The organism is Corynebacterium sp., assembly GCF_022712275.1.
Taxonomy (GTDB): domain Bacteria; phylum Actinomycetota; class Actinomycetes; order Mycobacteriales; family Mycobacteriaceae; genus Corynebacterium.
This window is the reverse complement of the sequence record NZ_JALAGU010000045.1, coordinates 35155-53599: the sequence shown is the minus strand read 5'-3', so window position 1 is coordinate 53599 and position 18445 is coordinate 35155. Positions and strand designations below refer to the sequence as shown.

The following is an 18445-nucleotide window of genomic DNA, read 5'->3' as shown; positions in this document are numbered from 1 at the left end:
TGACGGGCACACCGTCACCACCGTGCCGACCGGGCCGATGGCCACGGCGATCACGACCTTCGACCAGTCCCTGGCCCGCAAAGTCGCCGCCCGGGCCGAACATAACGAAGCCCGCGAACAGTGGAGAGCGACCACCCGCACGGCACTCGAGAAGGTTCCGTTCTGAGCCGGCTAGACCGTGATCAACGTCCTGATCGACCGGTAGGGATCTTTGGCCTCAGTATCAGACTCACCGAGGAGACTGAACACCCGCGACGACCGCTGATCACCGAACGGTTCCCACCCGGGCTCCTCACCACGGGCGAAAGACAGCACCGAGGAGCGGTAGCGCGCGCCGAGGTCGGTGAGTCTCTCCTGTGTGCCTGGGCCACAGGTGGATTCCACGAGCTTGCGACCGACATCCAGCGTCCCGAAGAGCATCGGCAGCTCGCCGCAGTGCTGCGCGTCGATCCGTTCGCCCTGCCACTGTCCACCGCGGAACTCGCACGACCACACCCGGTCACCCGGCATCGCCTCCAGCAGCGCCGAGGCCCACCGGCGGATCATCGTGTCGCCGACCGTCCGACCCATCGGACGGTCAACATCGACATACCGACACCACCCCGCCAGCTTCCGTCGTGGCACCCCGAGCAGCCGCATTCCCGGCACCATCACCCACGACGGCAGGCCCAGTCGCGCGACCATCCGGTCGAGTTGCATCACCCCGGGGAAGCGGATGAACTCGTCCTCCATCGTCGAAACCATGAGCGGCACCTCCCTCAGCTCGTCGAGGTCGACGGGCCCCGGTCCCAGTGCGCAGTCTGTTGAGTAGATCAGCGACATCCGCCGGTACGCCCGCGTGCACCGTGCCGTACTCAGCCGGCTCACCCTCTCCCGTGTCAGCCGCGACCCCAGACAGAGACACGCGACCGCGCGGCGCACCGACCATCCGACTCGTGGCAGGATCCGCGGCAGACCAGGGGAGAGGACCATTGCGCGGTGGAACAGGTCATCTGCCCGCCGGTCGGTGAGCAGTTTCATCACCAGTCCACCACCGGCGGACTGCCCGACGAGGGTGACATTCGAGGCGTCCCCGCCGACCTGCGACACGGCGTCCTGAATCCACCGCAGCTGATGGACCAGGTCATCGACGCCGCGGAAGGACCCGGGCTCGTCCTCACAGAGGGGCAGAAAGCCCTCCAGGCACATCCGGTAGTTCAATGTCACGACCACGCACCCCGCTGCGGCCAACGTCGAACCGTCGTACCAGCCGTCGTCGCCGTGTCCCTCCTCGTAGCGTCCGCCGTGGATCCACGCGATCACCGGCAGATCCCCTTCCGGCGAGGCGTCCTGCGGGGCGAAGACCGAGACGGTGGTGGGAAGGCGCAGGTCGCGGCGCTCCCGGGCGTCCGCGCAGGACAGCACCCCGTCCCATGGTTCCGGCGGCTCCGGCTCGCCGAAATGGTGCGTGTGAGCCACCGGCACCGCGCGGAACACGGACACCCCGTCACGCGAGGATCCGGACACACGGCCGTACGGGGTGGTGAACTGAGGAGGGAGGGGCTGTGTCATGGCGACCACTCTAGGGGCCCCGGTTACGCTGGGGCGTATGAATCCGCTGCTCGAACCCTCCGTGCTTGACCATGAACTCCCTGACTTCGCCGCGATCGACGTCGCCGACCTGGTCCCCACCTTCCGGACCGCCCTCGACGACCATGACGCCGAGATTGCCGCGATCACCGCCCTCTCTGACGCCCCCACCTGGGAGAACACGATGGATGCGCTCGAGGTGTCCGGCCAGATGCTGCAGCGCGTCCTGGCGATCATCTTCAACTACGCCGGCACCGACGCCACTGACGAGGTCATCGCTGTCGAGGAGACAGTCGCCCCGGAGCTCTCCGCCCACTGGACCCGCATCCTGCTCAACCGGGATCTCTACGAGCGCGTGCAGGCCATGCCCGCGCAGCCGGAGGGCAGTGAGAATGAGGCGCTGCTGGCGCACTGGCTGCGGACTTTGCGTCGCGGCGGTGCGGACCTGGACGACGCCGGACGCGAGGAACTGTCCACCATCGACACCCGGCTCGCCGAACTGTCCACCCGGTTCGGCCGCAACCTCATGACCTCCACCGCCGACCGTGCGGTGCTGGTCACCGACGAGCAGCGGCTCACCGGGCTCAGCGCGGCGAAGAAGGCCCAGCTCCGGGAGGACGCCGCCTCCGAAGGGAAGGAAGGGTGGCTGATCCGCCTGGGTCTGCCCAGCGTGCAGCCGATCCTCGAGGATCTGGCGGATGCCGACCTGCGCCGCGAGGTCGCCGCGGCGTCGCGGGCGCGCGGCACCGGCAACAACAGTGACATCGTTCTCGAGACCGCGCGGCTGCGGGCCCGCCGGGCGGAGTTGCTCGGGTTCGCGAGCCATGCGGACTTCGTCATCGCCGAGGAGACCGCCCGGACCGTTGAGGCGGTAGACGACCTGCTGGACACGGTGACGCCCGCTGCAGTGGACAACGCCCACGGCGAGTACAAGCGTGCCCTGGACCTTGCACACGTCAACGGTGAGGACGTCTGTGACCTGGGCGAGTCTGACTGGCCGTACTGGGCGGGGAAGCTGCGGGCCGAGGATCTCGCGGTGGACACCGCCGAACTGAAGAAGTACTTTCCACTGTCGCAGGTGCTCCGCGACGGTGTGTTCTTCGCCGCGGAACGGCTCTACGGGATCCGGGTGACTCCGCGCACGGATCTTGTCGGCTACCACCCCGATGTGCAGGTCTGGGAGGTGGCTGAAGCGGACGGTACCGCGATCGGCCTGCTGCTCACCGACCTTTTCGCCCGGTCCACGAAGCGTGGTGGGGCGTGGATGAGCAGCTTCGTCGACCAGAACAACCTCATCGGGCAGAACCCGGTCGTCGTCAATGTGCTCAACATCGCGAAGCCTGCCGAGGGGGAGGAGGCGCTGCTCAGCCTCGACGAGGTCACCACCCTCTTCCACGAGTTCGGCCACGGCCTGCACGGGCTGCTCTCCGATGTCCGGTACCCGAGCCTGTCCGGCACGAATGTGCCGCGTGACTTCGTGGAGTTCCCCAGCCAGATCAACGAGAACTGGGCGCTGGAGCCGGAGGTGCTGGCGAACTACGCCCGCCATGTCGACACCGGTGAGCAGCTGTCGCCGGAGCTCGTCGCCGCGGTGACCGCCGAGGCCCGGTGGGGGCAGGGCTTCGCGACGACGGAGTACCTCGCAGCCTGCCGGGTCGACCTGGCCTGGCACCGGCTGACCACCGCGCAGGCCGGGCAGGTGACCGATGTGGCGGAGTTCGAGCGACAGGCGCTGGAGGATGCCGGGCTCGCGGTACCGGGACTGGCACCGCGCTATTCGTCGACGTACTTCAACCACATATTCGCCGGCGGTTACTCCGCGGACTACTGGAGCTACCTGTGGGCCGAGGTCCTTGACGCCGACGGATTCCAGGGTTTCGTCGACACCGATGCGGCGGGAACTGAACACCCGGATGCCGATGACGTCCGTTTCGCCGGTGACCGGTTCCGTCGGATGATCCTGTCCCGCGGCGCGACAATCGACTACGACGACGCCTTCTGGATGTTCCGTGGTCAGCAACGCAGTGTGGAGCCGTTGCTGCGTCGTCGGGGACTGTCGGGTTCGCGGGGCTGACCGGGTAGGATCAGCCGGGTGACGGACGGATTCGAACAGTGGGTGGTCAGCCTGCCGGTGTGGTTCCAGACGCCGCTGGTCCTGGTGGCGTTGGCCCTGGTGGCGCTGGCGGTCGCCGCAGCTCTGCTGTGGGTCCTGTTCCGCGTCCTGCCACGGGATGACTCCGAGCACCGGGTGTTCGGGGAACACGGGGGAGGAGGTGACGCGGAGTGAAGCAGCATTCACGGGTGCGACAAGCTCTTGTACTCCTTATTATTTTCCTTGTAATAGTTTGGTTGGCAACTGTAATTTTCTGATATCAGTTCCGTGATTTTCCCCCACGGCCGCCTTTCGACCGGTATGTTCACATACCGTTGGATAATTAATGTGTCACGAGCCACACTCAGACACTGAATGTAAGGAGAGACATGCAGGAGTACTCCTCGGAGGCCTTGTACACGATCGGTGAGAACGAGACCTGTCTGACCGTGCTGCGGGAGAACACCCGCCGCCGTCCGCAGACGGTCCTCTACAGCCGGCCCCGGAAGTTCGAGTGGGTCGACGTGCGCGCCGACGAATTCCTCCGCGAGGTGTACGGCGTGGCCAAGGGCCTCATCGCCAACGGCGTCGGGCAGGGGGACCGCGTCGTCCTCATGTCGGACACCCGCTACGAGTGGAACCTCTTCGACTTCGCGATCATGGCCGCCGGCGCCGTGTCCGTGCCGGTCTACCCCTCGTCGTCCACGTCGCAGTGCGAGTGGATCGTCGAGGACTCCGGAGCGACGATCGGCATCGCCGAGAAGTCCGGCCACGCCACCCGGCTGAACACCTTCGTCCATGCGTCCGCACCGGCCGAGGGCGCGCACCTGGACCGGGTGCTTTCGATCACCGACGGCGCCGTCGAGACCCTCATCGCCGAAGGCAAGGACATCTCCGACGACGAGATCGAGGCCCGTATCGCCGCGACGAAGTCCTCCGACGTCGCCTCGCTCGTCTACACCTCCGGTACCACCGGCCGGCCCAAGGGCTGCCGTCTGCTGCACTCGAACTGGCTCGGCGAGGCACGTGCCATTCTCACCAACCCCATCGGCGGCATCGCCGTCGAAGGCAACCGTGCACTGACCTTCCTGCCGCTGGCCCACGTCCTTGCCCGCGCCGTGTCCCTCGCCGTCACCCTCGGCGGCGCGTCCCAGTCCCACTGGTCCGAGATGTCCACCCTCGTCCCGGAGTTCTCCCGCGCCGAGCCGCACGTTATCCTCGGTGTCCCCCGCGTCTTCGAGAAGGTGCACGCCGGTGTGAAGTCCAAAGCCGTCGACGGCGGCGGCATCGGAGCGAAGATCTTCCCGCTCGCCGAGAAGACCGCCGTGGAGTACTCCAAGGCCCTGGACGGCGGACAGGGCCCCGGTGTGCTGCTCAAGGCCAGGCGCGCACTGTTCGACAAGCTCGTCTACGGCAAGGTCCGCGCCGCCCTGGGAGGCTCCCTGCAGTACTGCATTTCCGGCGGTTCCGCGCTGAACCCGGAGCTCATGCACTTCTTCCGGGGCATCGGCGTGCGGATCTACGAGGGCTACGGCATGACCGAGACCACCGCGGCCATCGCGGTGAACTTCGAGCCGGACAACATCATCGGCACCGTCGGCAGGCCTGTCGGCGGGAACACCGTCCGCATCGCCGAGGACGGCGAGATCCTCATGAAGGGCACCGTCGTCTTCGACGGCTACTGGAACAACGAGGAGGCGACGAAGGACAGCTTCGACGAGGAAGGCTTCCTCAGGTCCGGTGACCTCGGCGCGCTGCTGCCCACCGGCCACCTGAAGATCACCGGCCGTAAGAAGGAGATCATCGTCACCGCCGGCGGCAAGAACATCTCCCCGGGGCCACTCGAGGACATCCTCCGGTCCGCCCCGCTGATCTCCCAGGCCATGGGCGTCGGCGACGACCAGAAGTTCGTCGGCTGCCTCATCACCCTCGACGAGGAGGCCCTCCCCGCCTGGAAGAAGCGTAACAACGTCCCGGAGAACACCGGCGTCCCCGAACTGGCGAAGAACCCGGTGCTGCGTGCCGAGATCCAGGACGCCATCAACGAGGCGAACGAGACCGTGTCCCATGCCGAGGGGATCAAGAAGTTCCGCATCTGCGCCCGTGACTTCACCGAGGAAGACGGTGAGATGACCCCGTCGATGAAGGTCAAGCGCTTCGTGGTCTCCCAGCACTTCGCCGACGACATCGCCTGGATCTACAACTCCCACTGACACACCTTTCACACGCGTCCCACCCCGGCCCCGCCTCCCGGTGCCGGGGTGTCCGCTGTCCTATGGTTGTCACGTTCGATCACCGGCAGGACCCCGACGAGAGGAGACCGACGTGCATGATGCCGCGCGCCTGCGTCTCCGCGACCTCACCCAGGGGGTGTACGACATCGGCGACGAGATCGCGGAAGGCATCGACAACGTCGCGGCAGCCATGACGGACTGGGACACAGAACTCGTCGACGACTGCATTCACGAGCTGTCCGATGCCGTCGAGCAGGGTCGCGGCGAGGTCCGCCAGTACCTCGCGGAGATCAACGGACTGCGCCAGGCGTTCGTCTCCGGCGTGAACTCCGGGACCCTCTCGGCGTCTCTGTCGGCCCCGGAGGGCAACTACTTCCACCCGGGGCGAACCCTCTCCTTCCTCCACCCGCACCAGGACCCGCCGCCGGCACCGTCGGTCGCGCCGACCAGCCCGGTCGTCAGCACCGCCACGCTGCGGATGGCGCTGCGTCGGAGAAACACCGAGCTTGCCGCGGATCTCGCCGAGCTGGCGGAGTGGGTCGTCGCGCAGACCAGGGAGGCGGTCGAGTACCAGAGCGTGCTGCTGCCGCAGTCCTTCGCCCGGTCGTGGACGCAGACCCGCGAGACCGTCGCAGCCTGGAAGCGTGAGGTGGTCGGCGACCACCCCGTCCTCGTCGCCGAGATGCGCGGCGAGGCCCCGCCGGAGTTCCTCGCTGAGCGTGCCCGGGTCGAGCGGGTCCTGGCCAGGGTCCGGGCCCGGCGTCGGCGCTCCGCGGCCGGGTGAGTACCCTCGACCCCCGTGGACACCGGCCTGTACATTCACGTCCCGTTCTGCACCACCCGCTGCGGATACTGTGACTTCAACACCTACACCCCCGGCGAGGACGGCACCTCGTCAGTCGGGACGTACCTCGACGCCCTGGAGGCCGAGCTTGACCGGGCCGCCGCGGAGTGGGACCGGCCGGGACCGCCGTCCACTGTCTTCCTCGGCGGTGGAACACCGTCGCTGCTGGGGGCGGACGGTCTGACCCGCGTCCTGGGTGCGGTACGACGCAGCCTCGGCCTGGCGCCCGGTGCGGAGGTCACCACCGAATCGAATCCGGAATCGACCTCCCCGGAGTTCTTCACCGCCCTGCTTGACGCGGGGTACACCCGGATCTCGCTGGGCATGCAGTCGGCGTCCGCCCATGTCCTCAAGGTGCTGGAACGCAACCACACCCCGGGCCGGGCGACCGCCGCGGCGACCGAGGCCCTGACCGCCGGATTCGACCACGTCAACCTCGACCTCATCTACGGCACCCCGACCGAGACCGACGATGACCTGCGACGCAGTATCGACGCCGCCCTGTCGACCGGAGTGGACCACATCTCCGCCTACTCGCTCATCGTCGAGGACGGGACCGCGATGGCACGCAAGGTACGCAAGGGACAGCTCCCCGCCCCGGACGAGGACGTCTACGCCGACCGCTACGAGATGATCGACGCCGCCCTGCAGGACGCGGGCCTGGGCTGGTACGAGGTCTCCAACTGGTCGAGGCCGGGCGGGGAGTGCCGGCACAACCTCGTCTACTGGCGTGGCGGGCAGTGGTGGGGAGCCGGCCCCGGCGCCCACGGTTGCGTCCGGCTGCACGGCCGGAACGGCATCACCCGCCTGGTCAATGCGAAACTGCCGCGCCGTTACGCCGAGGCCCTGGCGTCCGGCAACTCCCCGGTGGTCAAGACAGAACCGCTCAGTGAGGCCGACGTGCACACCGAACGCATCATGACCGGCCTCCGGTTGGCTGAGGGACTGCCGGACGAGATGGTCGCCCACGCGCCCCAGGCCGTCGCCCGGCACGTCGGGTTCGGTCTGCTGGAGCAGGTCGACGGACGGACGCGGTTGACCGGTGCGGGGCGCCTGCTGGCCGACGGCATCATCACCGACATCCTCGTCGAAGAGGACGACTGAGACGACTAGACTGTCGGGCATGGCGAAAGTGAGCACGGCGGATCAACGGCGCAGCGAGGTCCTGCGGGCCATCGTCGCCGACTTCATCTCCACCCAGGAACCGGTGGGGTCGAAGGCGCTGGTGGACAGGCACAGCCTCGGGGTCTCCTCGGCGACGGTACGCAATGACATGGCGGTGCTGGAGTCCGAGGGGTTCATCACCCAGCAGCACACCAGCTCGGGACGGATCCCCACCGAGAAGGCCTACCGGGTCTTCGTCGACGGCATCCACCGGATCAAGCCGCTGAGCCCGCCGGAGCGCCGGGCCGTCCTCAGTTTCCTCGAGGACGGGGTGGACATGGAGGACGTGCTGCGCCGCAGTGTGCAGCTGCTCGCCCAACTCACCCGCCAGGTCGCTGTCGCCCAGCTGCCCGACCTGCGGCGTGGCAGGGTCAAGCACTGCGAGGTCGTGCAGCTCGCGGACACCCGTCTGCTGCTCGTGCTCATCACGGACACCGGGCAGGTCGACCAGCGCAACGTAGACCTGGCGACCGCCCTGTCGGCCGAGGACCTGCCGCGGCTGCGGGATCTCATCAACAGCACACTCGTAGGTCACACCCTCGACGACGCCTCCGCGGAGATCGCCGCGATGGCCGCCGGCGATGACCCGCGCGTTCCCGCCGGACTGCAGGACGCCGCCCTGACCTGTGCCGCTGTCCTGGTGGACACCCTGCTCAACCGGCCGAATGACCGGCTGGTCATCGCCGGAACGCCGAATATCGTGCGGGTCGGGGAGCTCGAGGGCGTCCTCGATGCACTGGAAGAGCAGGTCGTGGTGCTGCGGCTGCTGTCCGGCGTCCGCGACCTCGGTGACCTCAGCGTCAACGTCACCATCGGTGAGGAGAACGCGACCGCCGAACTGCAGTCTGCGACGGTGGTCTCGACCGGGTACGGGTCGCGCGAGGCGGTGCTCGGCGCCATGGGTGTGTTGGGGCCGACGTACCTGGACTACCCTGGGACAATCAGTTCGGTGCATGCGGTCGCCCACTATGTGAGCAGGATTCTGGCGGGGGAGTAGAATGCCTGCCGAGAACCACAACTGAGAACGTAAAGGAAGCAGTATTCCCTTGGCTCGTGACTACTACGCCGTCCTCGGTGTCGAGCATGACGCGACGGACGCCGAGATCAAGAAGGCCTACCGTCGACTCGCCCGCAAGTACCACCCGGACGTGAACCCCTCCGAGGAAGCCGCGGAGAAGTTCCGCGAGGCGTCCGTCGCGCAGGAAGTCCTGACCGACCCCGAGAAGCGACGCATCGTCGACGCCGGCGGAGACCCCCAGGACCCCGGCTACGGCCGCGGCGCCCCCGGTGGCTTCGGCGGTGGTGGCTTCGGTGACATCTTCGACGCCTTCTTCGGCGGCGGAGCGACCGGCGGCGGACCCCGGGCCTCCCGCGTGCGTCCCGGCAATGACGCGCTGCTGCGCATGGAGCTCACGCTGGAGGAGTGCTTCAGCGGCGTCCAGCGTGAGGTTACGGTGGACACCGCCGTGCTCTGCGACGTCTGCGACGGTACCGGCTCGAAGACGAAGGCCGACCCGGACACCTGCCCGACCTGTCAGGGGCAGGGTCAGGTCATGGAGGTCCAACAGTCCATCCTCGGCCGCGTCCAGGTGGCGCGGGCCTGCCCACGGTGCCAGGGCACCGGCGAGATCATCCCGGACCCGTGTGAGGAGTGCGCCGGCGACGGCCGGGTCAAGGCCCGCCGCGACATCCCGGTGAACATCCCCGCCGGTATCCGCGACGGCATGCGCATCCGCATGTCCGGCAAGGGTGAGGTCGGCCCCGGCGGTGGACCCGCCGGCGACCTCTACGTCGAGGTCCATGTCGCCGAGCACCCGTGCTTCGTGCGCGAGGACGATGACCTGCACGTCACCGTCCACGTCCCGATGGTGGACGCCGCCCTGGGCACCAGTGTCGACGTGGAGATGCTGGACGGGTCGACCTCCACGGTCGCCGTCGACCCCGGCACCCAGCCGGAGGCCGTGGTCCGCGTCAAGGGTGCCGGTATGCCGCATCTGCGCCGGGATGGACACGGGCACCTCATCGCGCATGTCGATGTCACGGTGCCCACCGACCTCGACAAGCGCTCCCGTGAGCTCCTCGAGGAACTGCAGAACCGGTCCGGCGAGACCGCCGGGGTGCGTACCACCGAGAATGAGCGGGCCGGTGGCCTGTTCTCCCGGCTGCGCGGGAAGTTCGGCAGGTAACCGTGACTGATCCCGTCTTCCTCGTCCCGGACCTCGCCGACCAGCTGGAACGGGTCGGGGAGGCAGGACAGTTCACACTGCCCGCCGCCGAGGCGAAGCACGCCGCCGTCAAGCGGATCCGCACCGGGGAACCGGTGGTGCTCACAGACGGGAACGGTCTGGGGGTCAGCGCCGCCTTCGGTACCGCGGACACTGTGGCAGGCGTCGGTGTGTTGCCGGCCCGGTCGCCGCGGCCGCGGGTAACCGTGGTGCAGGCGATCCCGAAGTCCGAGCGTTCCGAACTTGCCGTCGACCTGGCGGTGCAGGCGGGGGCGGACCGGATCATCCCGTGGCAGTCCGACCGTTGCATCGCGAAGTGGGACGGCAAACCCGGTAAAGCCGAGAAGGCCCGGGCGAAGTGGGAGGCTGTGGCCGTCTCCGCGATGAAGCAGTCCCGTCGGCTCGACGGGGCACATGTCGGTGACCTGCTCACCGATATCGACGATCTGGCGGACGTGCTGGCCGACCGGCCGTGGCCGGAGCCGGTCGAGAGCATCCTGACTCTGGTCCTGCACGAGGAGGCGGCCACCCCGCTGGCGCAGCTGGACCTCGACGTCGACGAGATCGTCCTCGTCATCGGGCCCGAGGGCGGCGTCTCGCCGCGTGAGGCGGAGATCGGGCAGCCGGTCGTCCTGGGGCCGGAAGTGTACCGGACCGCCAGTGCCGCCGCCGTCGCCCTCGGCGCGATCGGAGTGCTCACCACGCGGTGGGCACGATAGACTGCAACAGTCAGAGAAAGTACACAGGAGAAATGTGAAGCAACCACCGAGGCGTATCGCCTCCACCACGGTCGAACTCGACCCGGACACCGCACAGGCCGTCGCCGGCACCGCCGACGAGAATCTGCGCATCATCGAGGACCATGTCGCCGCCGACCTGCTGAGCCGCGGCAACCACGTCACCCTGCGCGGCGAGGCCGCCCAGGTGTCCCGCGCCCGCCGCGTCCTGCGGGAACTCGAGTCCATGGCCTCCCGTGGGCACGTCATCACCCCCGATCTCACCCGCCGCGCCGTCGACCTCGTCGACGACGATGAGCCGGAGACCATGCCGGTGACCACGGCCACGACCCTGACCAGCATTGCGGGGGACGCCATCGTCACCCGTCGGGGTCGGTCAGTGCGCCCGAAGTCCCAGGGCCAGCGCGACTACGTCGATGCCGTCGACCGGTCGACCGTCGTCGTCGGTGTCGGCCCTGCCGGTACCGGTAAGACCTACCTCGCCGTCGCCAAGGCCGTCCAGGCCCTGCAGAAGCGCGAGGTGACCCGCATCATCCTCACCCGCCCCGCGGTGGAGGCGGGGGAGAAGCTGGGCTTCCTGCCGGGCACCCTCGGCGAGAAGATCGACCCCTACCTGCGTCCACTGTACGACGCCCTGGGCGACATGCTTGACCCGGAGGCCGTGCCGAAGCTCATCGAGTCCGGCGTCATCGAGATCGCTCCGCTGGCGTACATGCGCGGCCGAACCCTCAACGGTGCCTTCGTCATCCTCGACGAGGCGCAGAACACCACCCCGGCGCAGATGAAGATGTTCCTCACCCGGCTCGGTTTCGGCTCGAAGATCGTTGTCACCGGTGACCTGTCCCAGGTCGACCTGCCCCGTCACCAGGTCAGCGGCCTGACTGTGGCGAGGCAGGTGCTGTCGGGTATCGACGGGGTCACCGTCACCCAGTTCGACAGTTCCGACGTGGTCCGCCACCACCTGGTCGGACGCATCATCGAGGCCTACGACCTGTTCGAGGCGGAGCAGGAAGGAGACGAGGTATGAGCATCGAGGTCTACAACGAGTCCGGCATGGGCGAGGTGAACGAGGAGGAGCTCATCGATGTCGCCCGCTTCGCCCTGTGGAGCCTGGACGTCCACTCCAGCGCGGAACTCTCGATCCACATCGTGGACCTGGAGACCATCGCTGACCTGCACCTGCGCTGGCTCGACCTGCCCGGCCCGACCGACGTGATGAGCTTCCCGATGGATGAGCTCACCCCGGGCTGGGGACGCAAGGACGGTCCGCCGCCGGGACCCGGAGTGCTCGGCGACATCATGCTGTGCCCCGAGTTCGCCCAGGGGCAGGCGAACAAGGCCGGCCACCCGCTGGCCCATGAGCTCGACCTGCTCACCGTGCACGGCGTCCTCCATCTTCTCGGTTTCGACCATGTCGTGCCGGAGGAGGAGCAGCGCATGTTCGCGCTGCAGAACGAGATCCTCGCCAACTGGTACGACTCCCAGGAGGAACGGGGCGTGAGCTTCGCACCGAAGCCCACCGGAGCCGGGGCGTTCCCGACCGCCGCGGAGAGAGACGATTCCGCCGACTCATGACCGGTCTCACCCTTGTCGTCCTGCTCGCCGTCGCCGCCGTGGTGGTGCCGGTGGCCGGCGTGGTCTCCTCGGTGGAGACCGCGCTCGCGCAGCTCTCGGTCGCCCGCGTCGAGTCGCTCGTCAAGGATGAACGCCCCGGGGCGGCCCGGCTGCAGCGGGTCATCGACAACCGACCCGACCACATCAACCTCCTGGTGCTCATCCGCACCGTGCTGGAGGCCGGTGCCGCGGTCCTGGTGACCATCGTCGCCGAGGACCTCATCGAGCCCACGGGATGGGCCGTCGCCGTGGCGGTGGTCGTGGCGTCCCTGCTGATCTACGTCATTGTCGGCGTCATCTCGCGGACTGCGGGACGCCGCAACCCCTACTCCCTGTCGCTGAAGGCGGCGCCGGTGCTGCTGGTGTCGGCGAAGATCCTGTCACCGTTCTCCCGGCTGCTCATCCGTGTCGGTGGCCTGTTCGCAGGTGGTGGTGCACTGAAGGCAGGCCCGTTCGCCTCGGAGATCGAGCTGCGCGAAGCCGTGGACATCGCCTCGGAGCGCGGTGTCGTGGAGGTCGACGAGCAGAAGATGATCCAGTCCGTCTTCGACCTGGGGACCACGACCGCGCGTGCGGTGATGGTGCCGCGGCCGGAGATGGTGTGGATCGAGCAGCACAAGTCCGCCGACCAGGCGACGCGGCTGTGCATCCGGTCCGGACTGTCGCGTGTGCCGGTGGTCGGGGAGAGCGTCGACGACGTCGTCGGCGTGGTGTACCTCAAGGACCTCGTCACCGCGACCTTCGATGCCCCGGCCGAGCAGCGTTCGGCTCCGGTCAGCGAGCTCATGCGTGCGCCGTTCTTCGTTCCGGACTCCCGGATGCTGGCCGACCTGCTGGAGGACATGCAGCGCGACCAGATCCACATCGCCGTGCTGGTCGACGAGTACGGCGGAACCTCGGGGCTGGTGAGCATCGAGGACATCCTCGAGGAGATCGTCGGTGAGATCAGCGACGAGTACGACAGCGACGATGTCGGCGATGTCGAGGACCTCGGCCCCGGCGAGTTCCGAGTGGTCCCGTGGCTCAGTCTCGACGACCTGCGGAAGCTCTACGAGGACACCGGTGTGGAGTTCGACGAGGAGGAGTACGAGGATGTCGAGACCGTTGCCGGTCTCGTGGCCTTCGAACTCGACCGCGTCCCGCTGCCGGGCGCGGAGGTCGATGTCGCCGGACTGCACCTCGTGTGTGAGGGTGGTCGGGACCGACGTGGCAGGATCAAGGTACGCACCATTGTGGTGACCGGGCCGGTACGGTCCGAGGAGAGTGACGACATCAGCGTGAACAGCGCGACAGGCACAGACAACGGAGCAACCGATGAGCAGTGACAGTTTCGACTTCCCCGAGATCCCGGAGGACCTGCCGGACGCTGCCGCGGCACCGGTCGACTTCAGTGCGCCGGAGGGTTTCCGCAGCGGCTTCGTGAGCTTCGTGGGCCGGCCGAACACCGGCAAGTCCACGCTGACCAATGCCCTGGTCGGTGAGAAGATCGCCATCACCGCCGATCAGCCGGAGACGACCCGGCACCCGATCCGCGGCATCGTCCACCGGCCGGACTCCCAGGTCATCGTCGTCGACACCCCGGGTCTGCACCGGCCGCGCACCCTGCTCGGTGAGCGACTCAACGAGGTTGTCAAGGAGACCTACGCCGACGTCGACGTCATCGGCCTGTGTATCCCCGCCGACGAGAAGATCGGACCCGGTGACCGCTGGATCCTCGACGCGGTGCGGGCCTCGGCACCGAAGACCCCGGTCATCGGCATCGTCACCAAGCTCGACAAGGCGTCCAAGGACCAGGTCGGCGCACAGCTCATGGAGCTGCACGATCTGCTGGACGGAGGTGAGGTCATCCCGGTCTCCGCCAAGGAGCAGGTGCAGCTGGACGTCCTGCTCGACGTCATCACCGGGCAGCTGCCGGAGGGCCCGAAGTTCTACCCCGACGACCACATCACCGACGATGACCGCGACACCCGCATGTCCGAGCTGATCCGCGAGGCCGCCCTGTCCGGCCTGCACGACGAGCTGCCGCACTCGGTGGCCGTGCAGATCGACGAGGTCTTCCCCTCCGAGGAGCGCGAGGGCGTCCTCGAGGTCCACGCCGTGATCTTCCTCGAGCGGGAGGGCCAGAAGCGGATCCTCCGTGGCAAGGACAACCGTCGGTGGGGCCGGATCATCCACAACTCGCGGAAGTCGCTCATCGATCTGCTGGGTCAGAATGTCTTCCTCGACCTGCGGATGAAGGTCGCGAAGAACTGGCAGTCCGACCCGAAGCAGCTCGGCAAGCTCGGGTTCTGACCACGATGCTGTAAGACGGGGTTCCTTGTTGCGATTGGCTGGGTATCAGCTAGATTCTATTCTGACAGTATTTCCTCGTCAGAAAAGAAGGGACGGGCTATGACAAACCCCGAAAATCAGTCAGGCAATTCAGAGGGCTCCGAGGGCAACGGGCAGTGGGGGCTGGATCCTCGGACCGGTCAGTACCCGCAGTATCCCGAATACCAGCAGTACGCCCAGTATCAGCCAGGGTACGGTGGTTACCCCGGAGTGCAGTCGGGGGGCGGCCAGGACAGATTCTGGGGTGCTCTGTTCGATTTCAGCTTCACCAAATACGCAACTCCGTCGATCATCAAGTTCGCCTACGTCCTGGGTTTTGCTTTCATTGCCCTGGTGTGGGCGATCTATGCGCTGGTCGTCATAGTCGGCTTGGCGAACGAGATCGGTGCAGGGGGCGCGTTCCTCGGTCTCGTCATCGCCGCTGTCCTCACTCTGGGAGCATTGTTCACCCTGATGACCATGCGAATGATGCTCGAATTCTACCTGTCGAATATCCGAATTGCTCAGGCGGCGCAGAATATCGACCAGCGCACCGCGCGCCGCGAGGCAGGGAACTAGACTGGGATTCATGTCACGTGCGCCTCGTCCCAACTACCGGGACGAGGCCTTCGTCGTCCGTACCCATGACCTGGGTGAGGCCGACCAGATCATCGTCCTGCTCACCCGTCACCACGGCATCGTACGTGGGGTGGCCAAGGGGGTGCGCCGGACGAAGTCGCGGTTCGGTGCCCGGCTCGACCGGTTCTGCCGGGTGGACGTGCTGATCTATCCGGGCCGCAACCGGGCGAAGACCGACGGTGGTCTGGCGACCCTGTCCGACACTGCCGCAGTGCGAACCTACGCGCCGGCGATCGTCGCGGACGTCGACCGGTACTACGCCGCGGTGGCGATGCTGGAGATCGCCGAACTGACGGTCCGTGGGGACTACGGGGAGGGGGAGGACGCCACCCGGACCTTCGACCTGCTGGACGCTGCACTGTCGGACCTCGCGGTCTCGCCAATGCCACCCCGGACCCAGGCGGACCGGCTGGTGCTGCAGGTGCTGGAGGTCGCCGGTTGGGCTCCCTCCCTGGTGGACTGCGCCCAGTGCGGGGCGGTCGGACCGCACCGGGCGTTCCACCCGCACGCCGGAGGAGCGGTGTGCGTGCGCTGCCGGCCGCCGGGGGCCGTGGAGCCCGATCCCGCGGCGGTGCGTGCGCTGTGGTGGCTGGCGCACGGGCGGGTCACGTCGGTGGCCGAACTGGCGGCATCGCCAGGGGGAACGCAGATCCTGGCGTCCTCCCACCGGCTGCTGCTGGCACACACCAGGTACCAGACGGAGAGCGGCTGTCCGGCCTACGCGGCCCTGTAGACTCAGGTGCCGTGAATGCCTCCGAGTCGCGCCCCGAGATCCCCGCCGAACTGATTCCCCGCCACATCGCCCTGGTGATGGACGGTAACGGCAGGTGGGCAACGCAGCAGGGGCTGCCGCGCACCGAGGGGCACAAGCGGGGCGAGGCCGTGCTCATGGACATGGTCGACGAGTGCCTGGAGCTGGGGGTGGACGTGCTCAGTGCCTACGCCTTCTCCACGGAGAACTGGCGGCGCAGCGCCGACGAGGTGCGCTTCCTCATGGGCTTCAACCGGGACGTGCTGCGGCGGCGCCGGGACGAGCTGGACGCCAAGGGTGTGCGCGTGCGGTGGGCAGGGCGGCGTCCCCGCCTGTGGCGGTCGGTGATCTCGGAGCTGGAGAAGGCCGAGGAACAGACGAAGGACAACACGAAGATGACCCTCGTGATGTGTGTGAACTACGGCGGACGCGCCGAGCTGACGGACGCCGCCCGGGCGATCGCCGGTGATGTCGCCGCCGGGAAGCTGAAGCCCCGTGAAGTCAACGAGAAGGTCGTCGAGAACTACCTCGATGAGCCGGGCCTGCCGGACGTCGACCTGTTCCTGCGTCCCTCCGGAGAGCAGCGCATCTCGAACTTCCTGCTGTGGCAGTCCGCCTACGCCGAGATGGTGTACCAGGACGTGCTGTTCCCGGACTACACGCGGGCGGACCTGAAGGACGCCGTGTACGAGTACGCGCGGCGTGACCGACGCTTCGGAGGTGTGAAATGACGGAGCCGGAGAGTCAGCCCACGAAACAGGAACTCAGGCGGTGGCGCCGTTACCTCGCCGATGAGCGTGCCGAGGGGGCGGTGTACCGCGAGCTCGCCCGGAAGAAGACCGGTGAGGAGCGCGAGATCCTGCTCGGTATCGCGGAGGCGGAGTCGCGCCACGAGCAGTACTGGCGGGACAGGCTGGGCGACGAGGTCGGGCTGCCGCTGCGTGCCAGCCTGCGCACCCGGATGACCGCGTGGATGGCCCGGCGGTTCGGGTCTGTGTTCGTCCTGGCGCTCATGCAGTCCGCCGAGGACCGCAACAACTACCTCACGGACTCCGAGCGCAGCGATGAACTGGCGACGATGGCCGCCGACGAGAAGATCCACGCCGAGATCGTCCGTGGACTGGCGACGCGTGGCCGCTCGCGGATGTCCGGTGACTTCCGGGCGGCGATCTTCGGTGCGAATGACGGCCTGGTCTCCAACTTCGCCCTTGTGCTGGGCATGTACGGCGCAGGGGCGGGGCAGTCGACGATGCTCGCCGCCGGTATCGCCGGCCTGCTCTCCGGTGCGCTGTCGATGGCGGCCGGGGAGTACGTGTCGGTGACCTCCCAGAAGGAGCTGCTGGACGCGTCCATCCCGGACCCGGGGACGAAGGAGGCGCTGCCGAAGTTGGACGTGGAGCGCAACGAGCTGGAACTGGTCTACCGGGCCCGCGGCATGGAACCGGAGGAGGCGCAGCAGAAGGCGCACCTCGTCTTCGAGCGGATGAGTGACGTCAACGACGCCCTTGCCGTGGACACCGACGGTGAGGCTGAGGCGGAGGTGCCCCGGGTCGAGATCGAGCAGGGCGGGTCCGGTCTGTCTGCGGCCCTGTCGAGCTTCCTGTGTTTCGCGGGAGGATCGGTGATCCCGGTGCTGCCGCTGATCTTCGGCATGACCGGGCTGGGCTCGATGGTGGTGGCCGCGGTGCTCGTCGGTATCGCGCTGCTGTGTACCGGTGCTCTGGTGGGCCTGCTGTCCGGGAAGCCCCCGCTGATGCGCGCGCTGCGTCAGCTGGCGATCGGTCTGGGGGCGGCGGCCGTGACCTTCGCGCTGGGCAGCGTCTTCGACGTCGCTACCGGTTAGCGCAGTCCGGGCACAGACCGAAGACATCGGCGGTGTGGCCGGTGACGGTGAACCCGTGTTCCGCAGCGACCGTGGCGGCCCAGGACTCGACCGGTCCGCCGTCGATCTCGACGGTCTTGCGGCAGGAGGTGCAGACCAGGTGGTGATGGTGGTGGTCGGTGGTGCAGCTGCGGTAGAGCATCTCCCCGGAATCGTCCTGGAGAGTATCGACCATGCCTGCCGCAGTGAGCTGCTGGAGGGTGCGGTACACCGTGGTCAGGCCCACTTTACGGCCGTCGGTGGTGAGGGCGGAGTGGATGTCCTGGGCGCTGGTGAAACTGGTCAGTTCAGCGAGTGCCTCGACCACCGCGGTGCGCTGTTTCGTGGTGCGTTGACCGATGCGGGGGAGGGCGCCTGTGGTGTCTCGTGCGGTGTCCATGATGA

General features: G+C 67.7%; 18 protein-coding genes. 16 read left to right on the top strand and 2 right to left on the bottom strand.

All coding sequences use genetic code 11. The features are described from left to right. Positions 1 to 171: 171 nt before the first annotated feature. Positions 172 to 1551: a carboxylesterase family protein gene (locus tag Q0A27_RS10530; protein WP_291475257.1), complete on the bottom strand. Its 1380-nt coding sequence runs from the start codon at positions 1549 to 1551 to the stop codon at positions 172 to 174. A gap of 37 nt (positions 1552 to 1588) precedes the next feature. On the opposite strand from Q0A27_RS10530, the gene Q0A27_RS10525 reads away from it, so the two are divergent. From Q0A27_RS10525 to Q0A27_RS10450, 16 genes are all read left to right on the top strand, one after another. Further along, a complete protein-coding gene (locus Q0A27_RS10525; RefSeq protein ID WP_291475256.1) occupies positions 1589 to 3643 on the top strand; it encodes a M3 family metallopeptidase in 2055 nt (684 codons plus the stop codon). An 18-nt stretch (positions 3644 to 3661) separates the two neighbouring features. Further along, positions 3662 to 3856: a hypothetical protein gene (locus Q0A27_RS10520; protein WP_291475254.1), complete on the top strand. Its 195-nt coding sequence runs from the start codon at positions 3662 to 3664 to the stop codon at positions 3854 to 3856. Positions 3857 to 4050: 194 nt separating this feature from the next. Further along, complete coding sequence (locus tag Q0A27_RS10515) at positions 4051 to 5874, top strand: long-chain fatty acid--CoA ligase (protein WP_291475253.1); 1824 nt, start codon at positions 4051 to 4053, stop codon at positions 5872 to 5874. 112 nt (positions 5875 to 5986) lie between these two features. After that, positions 5987 to 6679 (top strand): hypothetical protein, encoded by a 693-nt coding sequence (locus Q0A27_RS10510; RefSeq protein WP_291475252.1) that lies wholly within the window; start codon positions 5987 to 5989, stop codon positions 6677 to 6679. Positions 6680 to 6694: 15 nt separating this feature from the next. Then, the gene (hemW, locus tag Q0A27_RS10505; RefSeq protein WP_291475251.1) at positions 6695 to 7843 is read left to right on the top strand and encodes a radical SAM family heme chaperone HemW; all 1149 of its coding nucleotides are present in this window, start codon (positions 6695 to 6697) and stop codon (positions 7841 to 7843) included. Positions 7844 to 7862: 19 nt separating this feature from the next. Continuing rightward, positions 7863 to 8900, top strand: a complete 1038-nt coding sequence (hrcA, locus tag Q0A27_RS10500) for a heat-inducible transcriptional repressor HrcA (RefSeq protein ID WP_291475249.1) — start codon at positions 7863 to 7865, stop codon at positions 8898 to 8900. 49 nt (positions 8901 to 8949) lie between these two features. Further along, a complete protein-coding gene (gene dnaJ, locus Q0A27_RS10495; RefSeq protein ID WP_291475248.1) occupies positions 8950 to 10089 on the top strand; it encodes a molecular chaperone DnaJ in 1140 nt (379 codons plus the stop codon). A 2-nt stretch (positions 10090 to 10091) separates the two neighbouring features. Further along, positions 10092 to 10847 (top strand): 16S rRNA (uracil(1498)-N(3))-methyltransferase, encoded by a 756-nt coding sequence (locus Q0A27_RS10490; protein WP_291475246.1) that lies wholly within the window; start codon positions 10092 to 10094, stop codon positions 10845 to 10847. Positions 10848 to 10881: 34 nt separating this feature from the next. Continuing rightward, entirely contained in the window at positions 10882 to 11892 is a 1011-nt protein-coding gene (locus Q0A27_RS10485; RefSeq protein ID WP_291475244.1) for a PhoH family protein, read from the top strand. Continuing rightward, entirely contained in the window at positions 11889 to 12440 is a 552-nt protein-coding gene (ybeY, locus tag Q0A27_RS10480; protein WP_291475242.1) for an rRNA maturation RNase YbeY, read from the top strand. The genes Q0A27_RS10485 and ybeY overlap by 4 nt, the downstream gene beginning before the upstream one ends. Next, positions 12437 to 13804 (top strand): hemolysin family protein, encoded by a 1368-nt coding sequence (locus tag Q0A27_RS10475; RefSeq protein WP_291475240.1) that lies wholly within the window; start codon positions 12437 to 12439, stop codon positions 13802 to 13804. The genes ybeY and Q0A27_RS10475 overlap by 4 nt, the downstream gene beginning before the upstream one ends. Beyond that, a complete protein-coding gene (gene era, locus Q0A27_RS10470; RefSeq protein WP_291475238.1) occupies positions 13794 to 14771 on the top strand; it encodes a GTPase Era in 978 nt (325 codons plus the stop codon). The genes Q0A27_RS10475 and era overlap by 11 nt, the downstream gene beginning before the upstream one ends. Positions 14772 to 14870: 99 nt before the next feature. Further along, positions 14871 to 15368 (top strand): DUF4282 domain-containing protein, encoded by a 498-nt coding sequence (locus tag Q0A27_RS10465; protein WP_291475237.1) that lies wholly within the window; start codon positions 14871 to 14873, stop codon positions 15366 to 15368. A gap of 10 nt (positions 15369 to 15378) precedes the next feature. After that, positions 15379 to 16161, top strand: a complete 783-nt coding sequence (gene recO / locus Q0A27_RS10460; protein ID WP_291475236.1) for a DNA repair protein RecO — start codon at positions 15379 to 15381, stop codon at positions 16159 to 16161. Positions 16162 to 16172: 11 nt separating this feature from the next. Next, positions 16173 to 16910 (top strand): isoprenyl transferase, encoded by a 738-nt coding sequence (locus Q0A27_RS10455; RefSeq protein ID WP_291475234.1) that lies wholly within the window; start codon positions 16173 to 16175, stop codon positions 16908 to 16910. After that, positions 16907 to 18022, top strand: coding sequence for a VIT1/CCC1 transporter family protein (locus Q0A27_RS10450; RefSeq protein ID WP_291475232.1), 1116 nt, complete (start codon positions 16907 to 16909; stop codon positions 18020 to 18022). The genes Q0A27_RS10455 and Q0A27_RS10450 overlap by 4 nt, the downstream gene beginning before the upstream one ends. Here Q0A27_RS10450 and Q0A27_RS10445 read toward each other — a convergent pair. Continuing rightward, a complete protein-coding gene (locus Q0A27_RS10445) occupies positions 18012 to 18440 on the bottom strand; it encodes a Fur family transcriptional regulator (RefSeq protein ID WP_291475230.1) in 429 nt (142 codons plus the stop codon). The genes Q0A27_RS10450 and Q0A27_RS10445 overlap by 11 nt on opposite strands. Positions 18441 to 18445 lie beyond the last annotated feature (5 nt).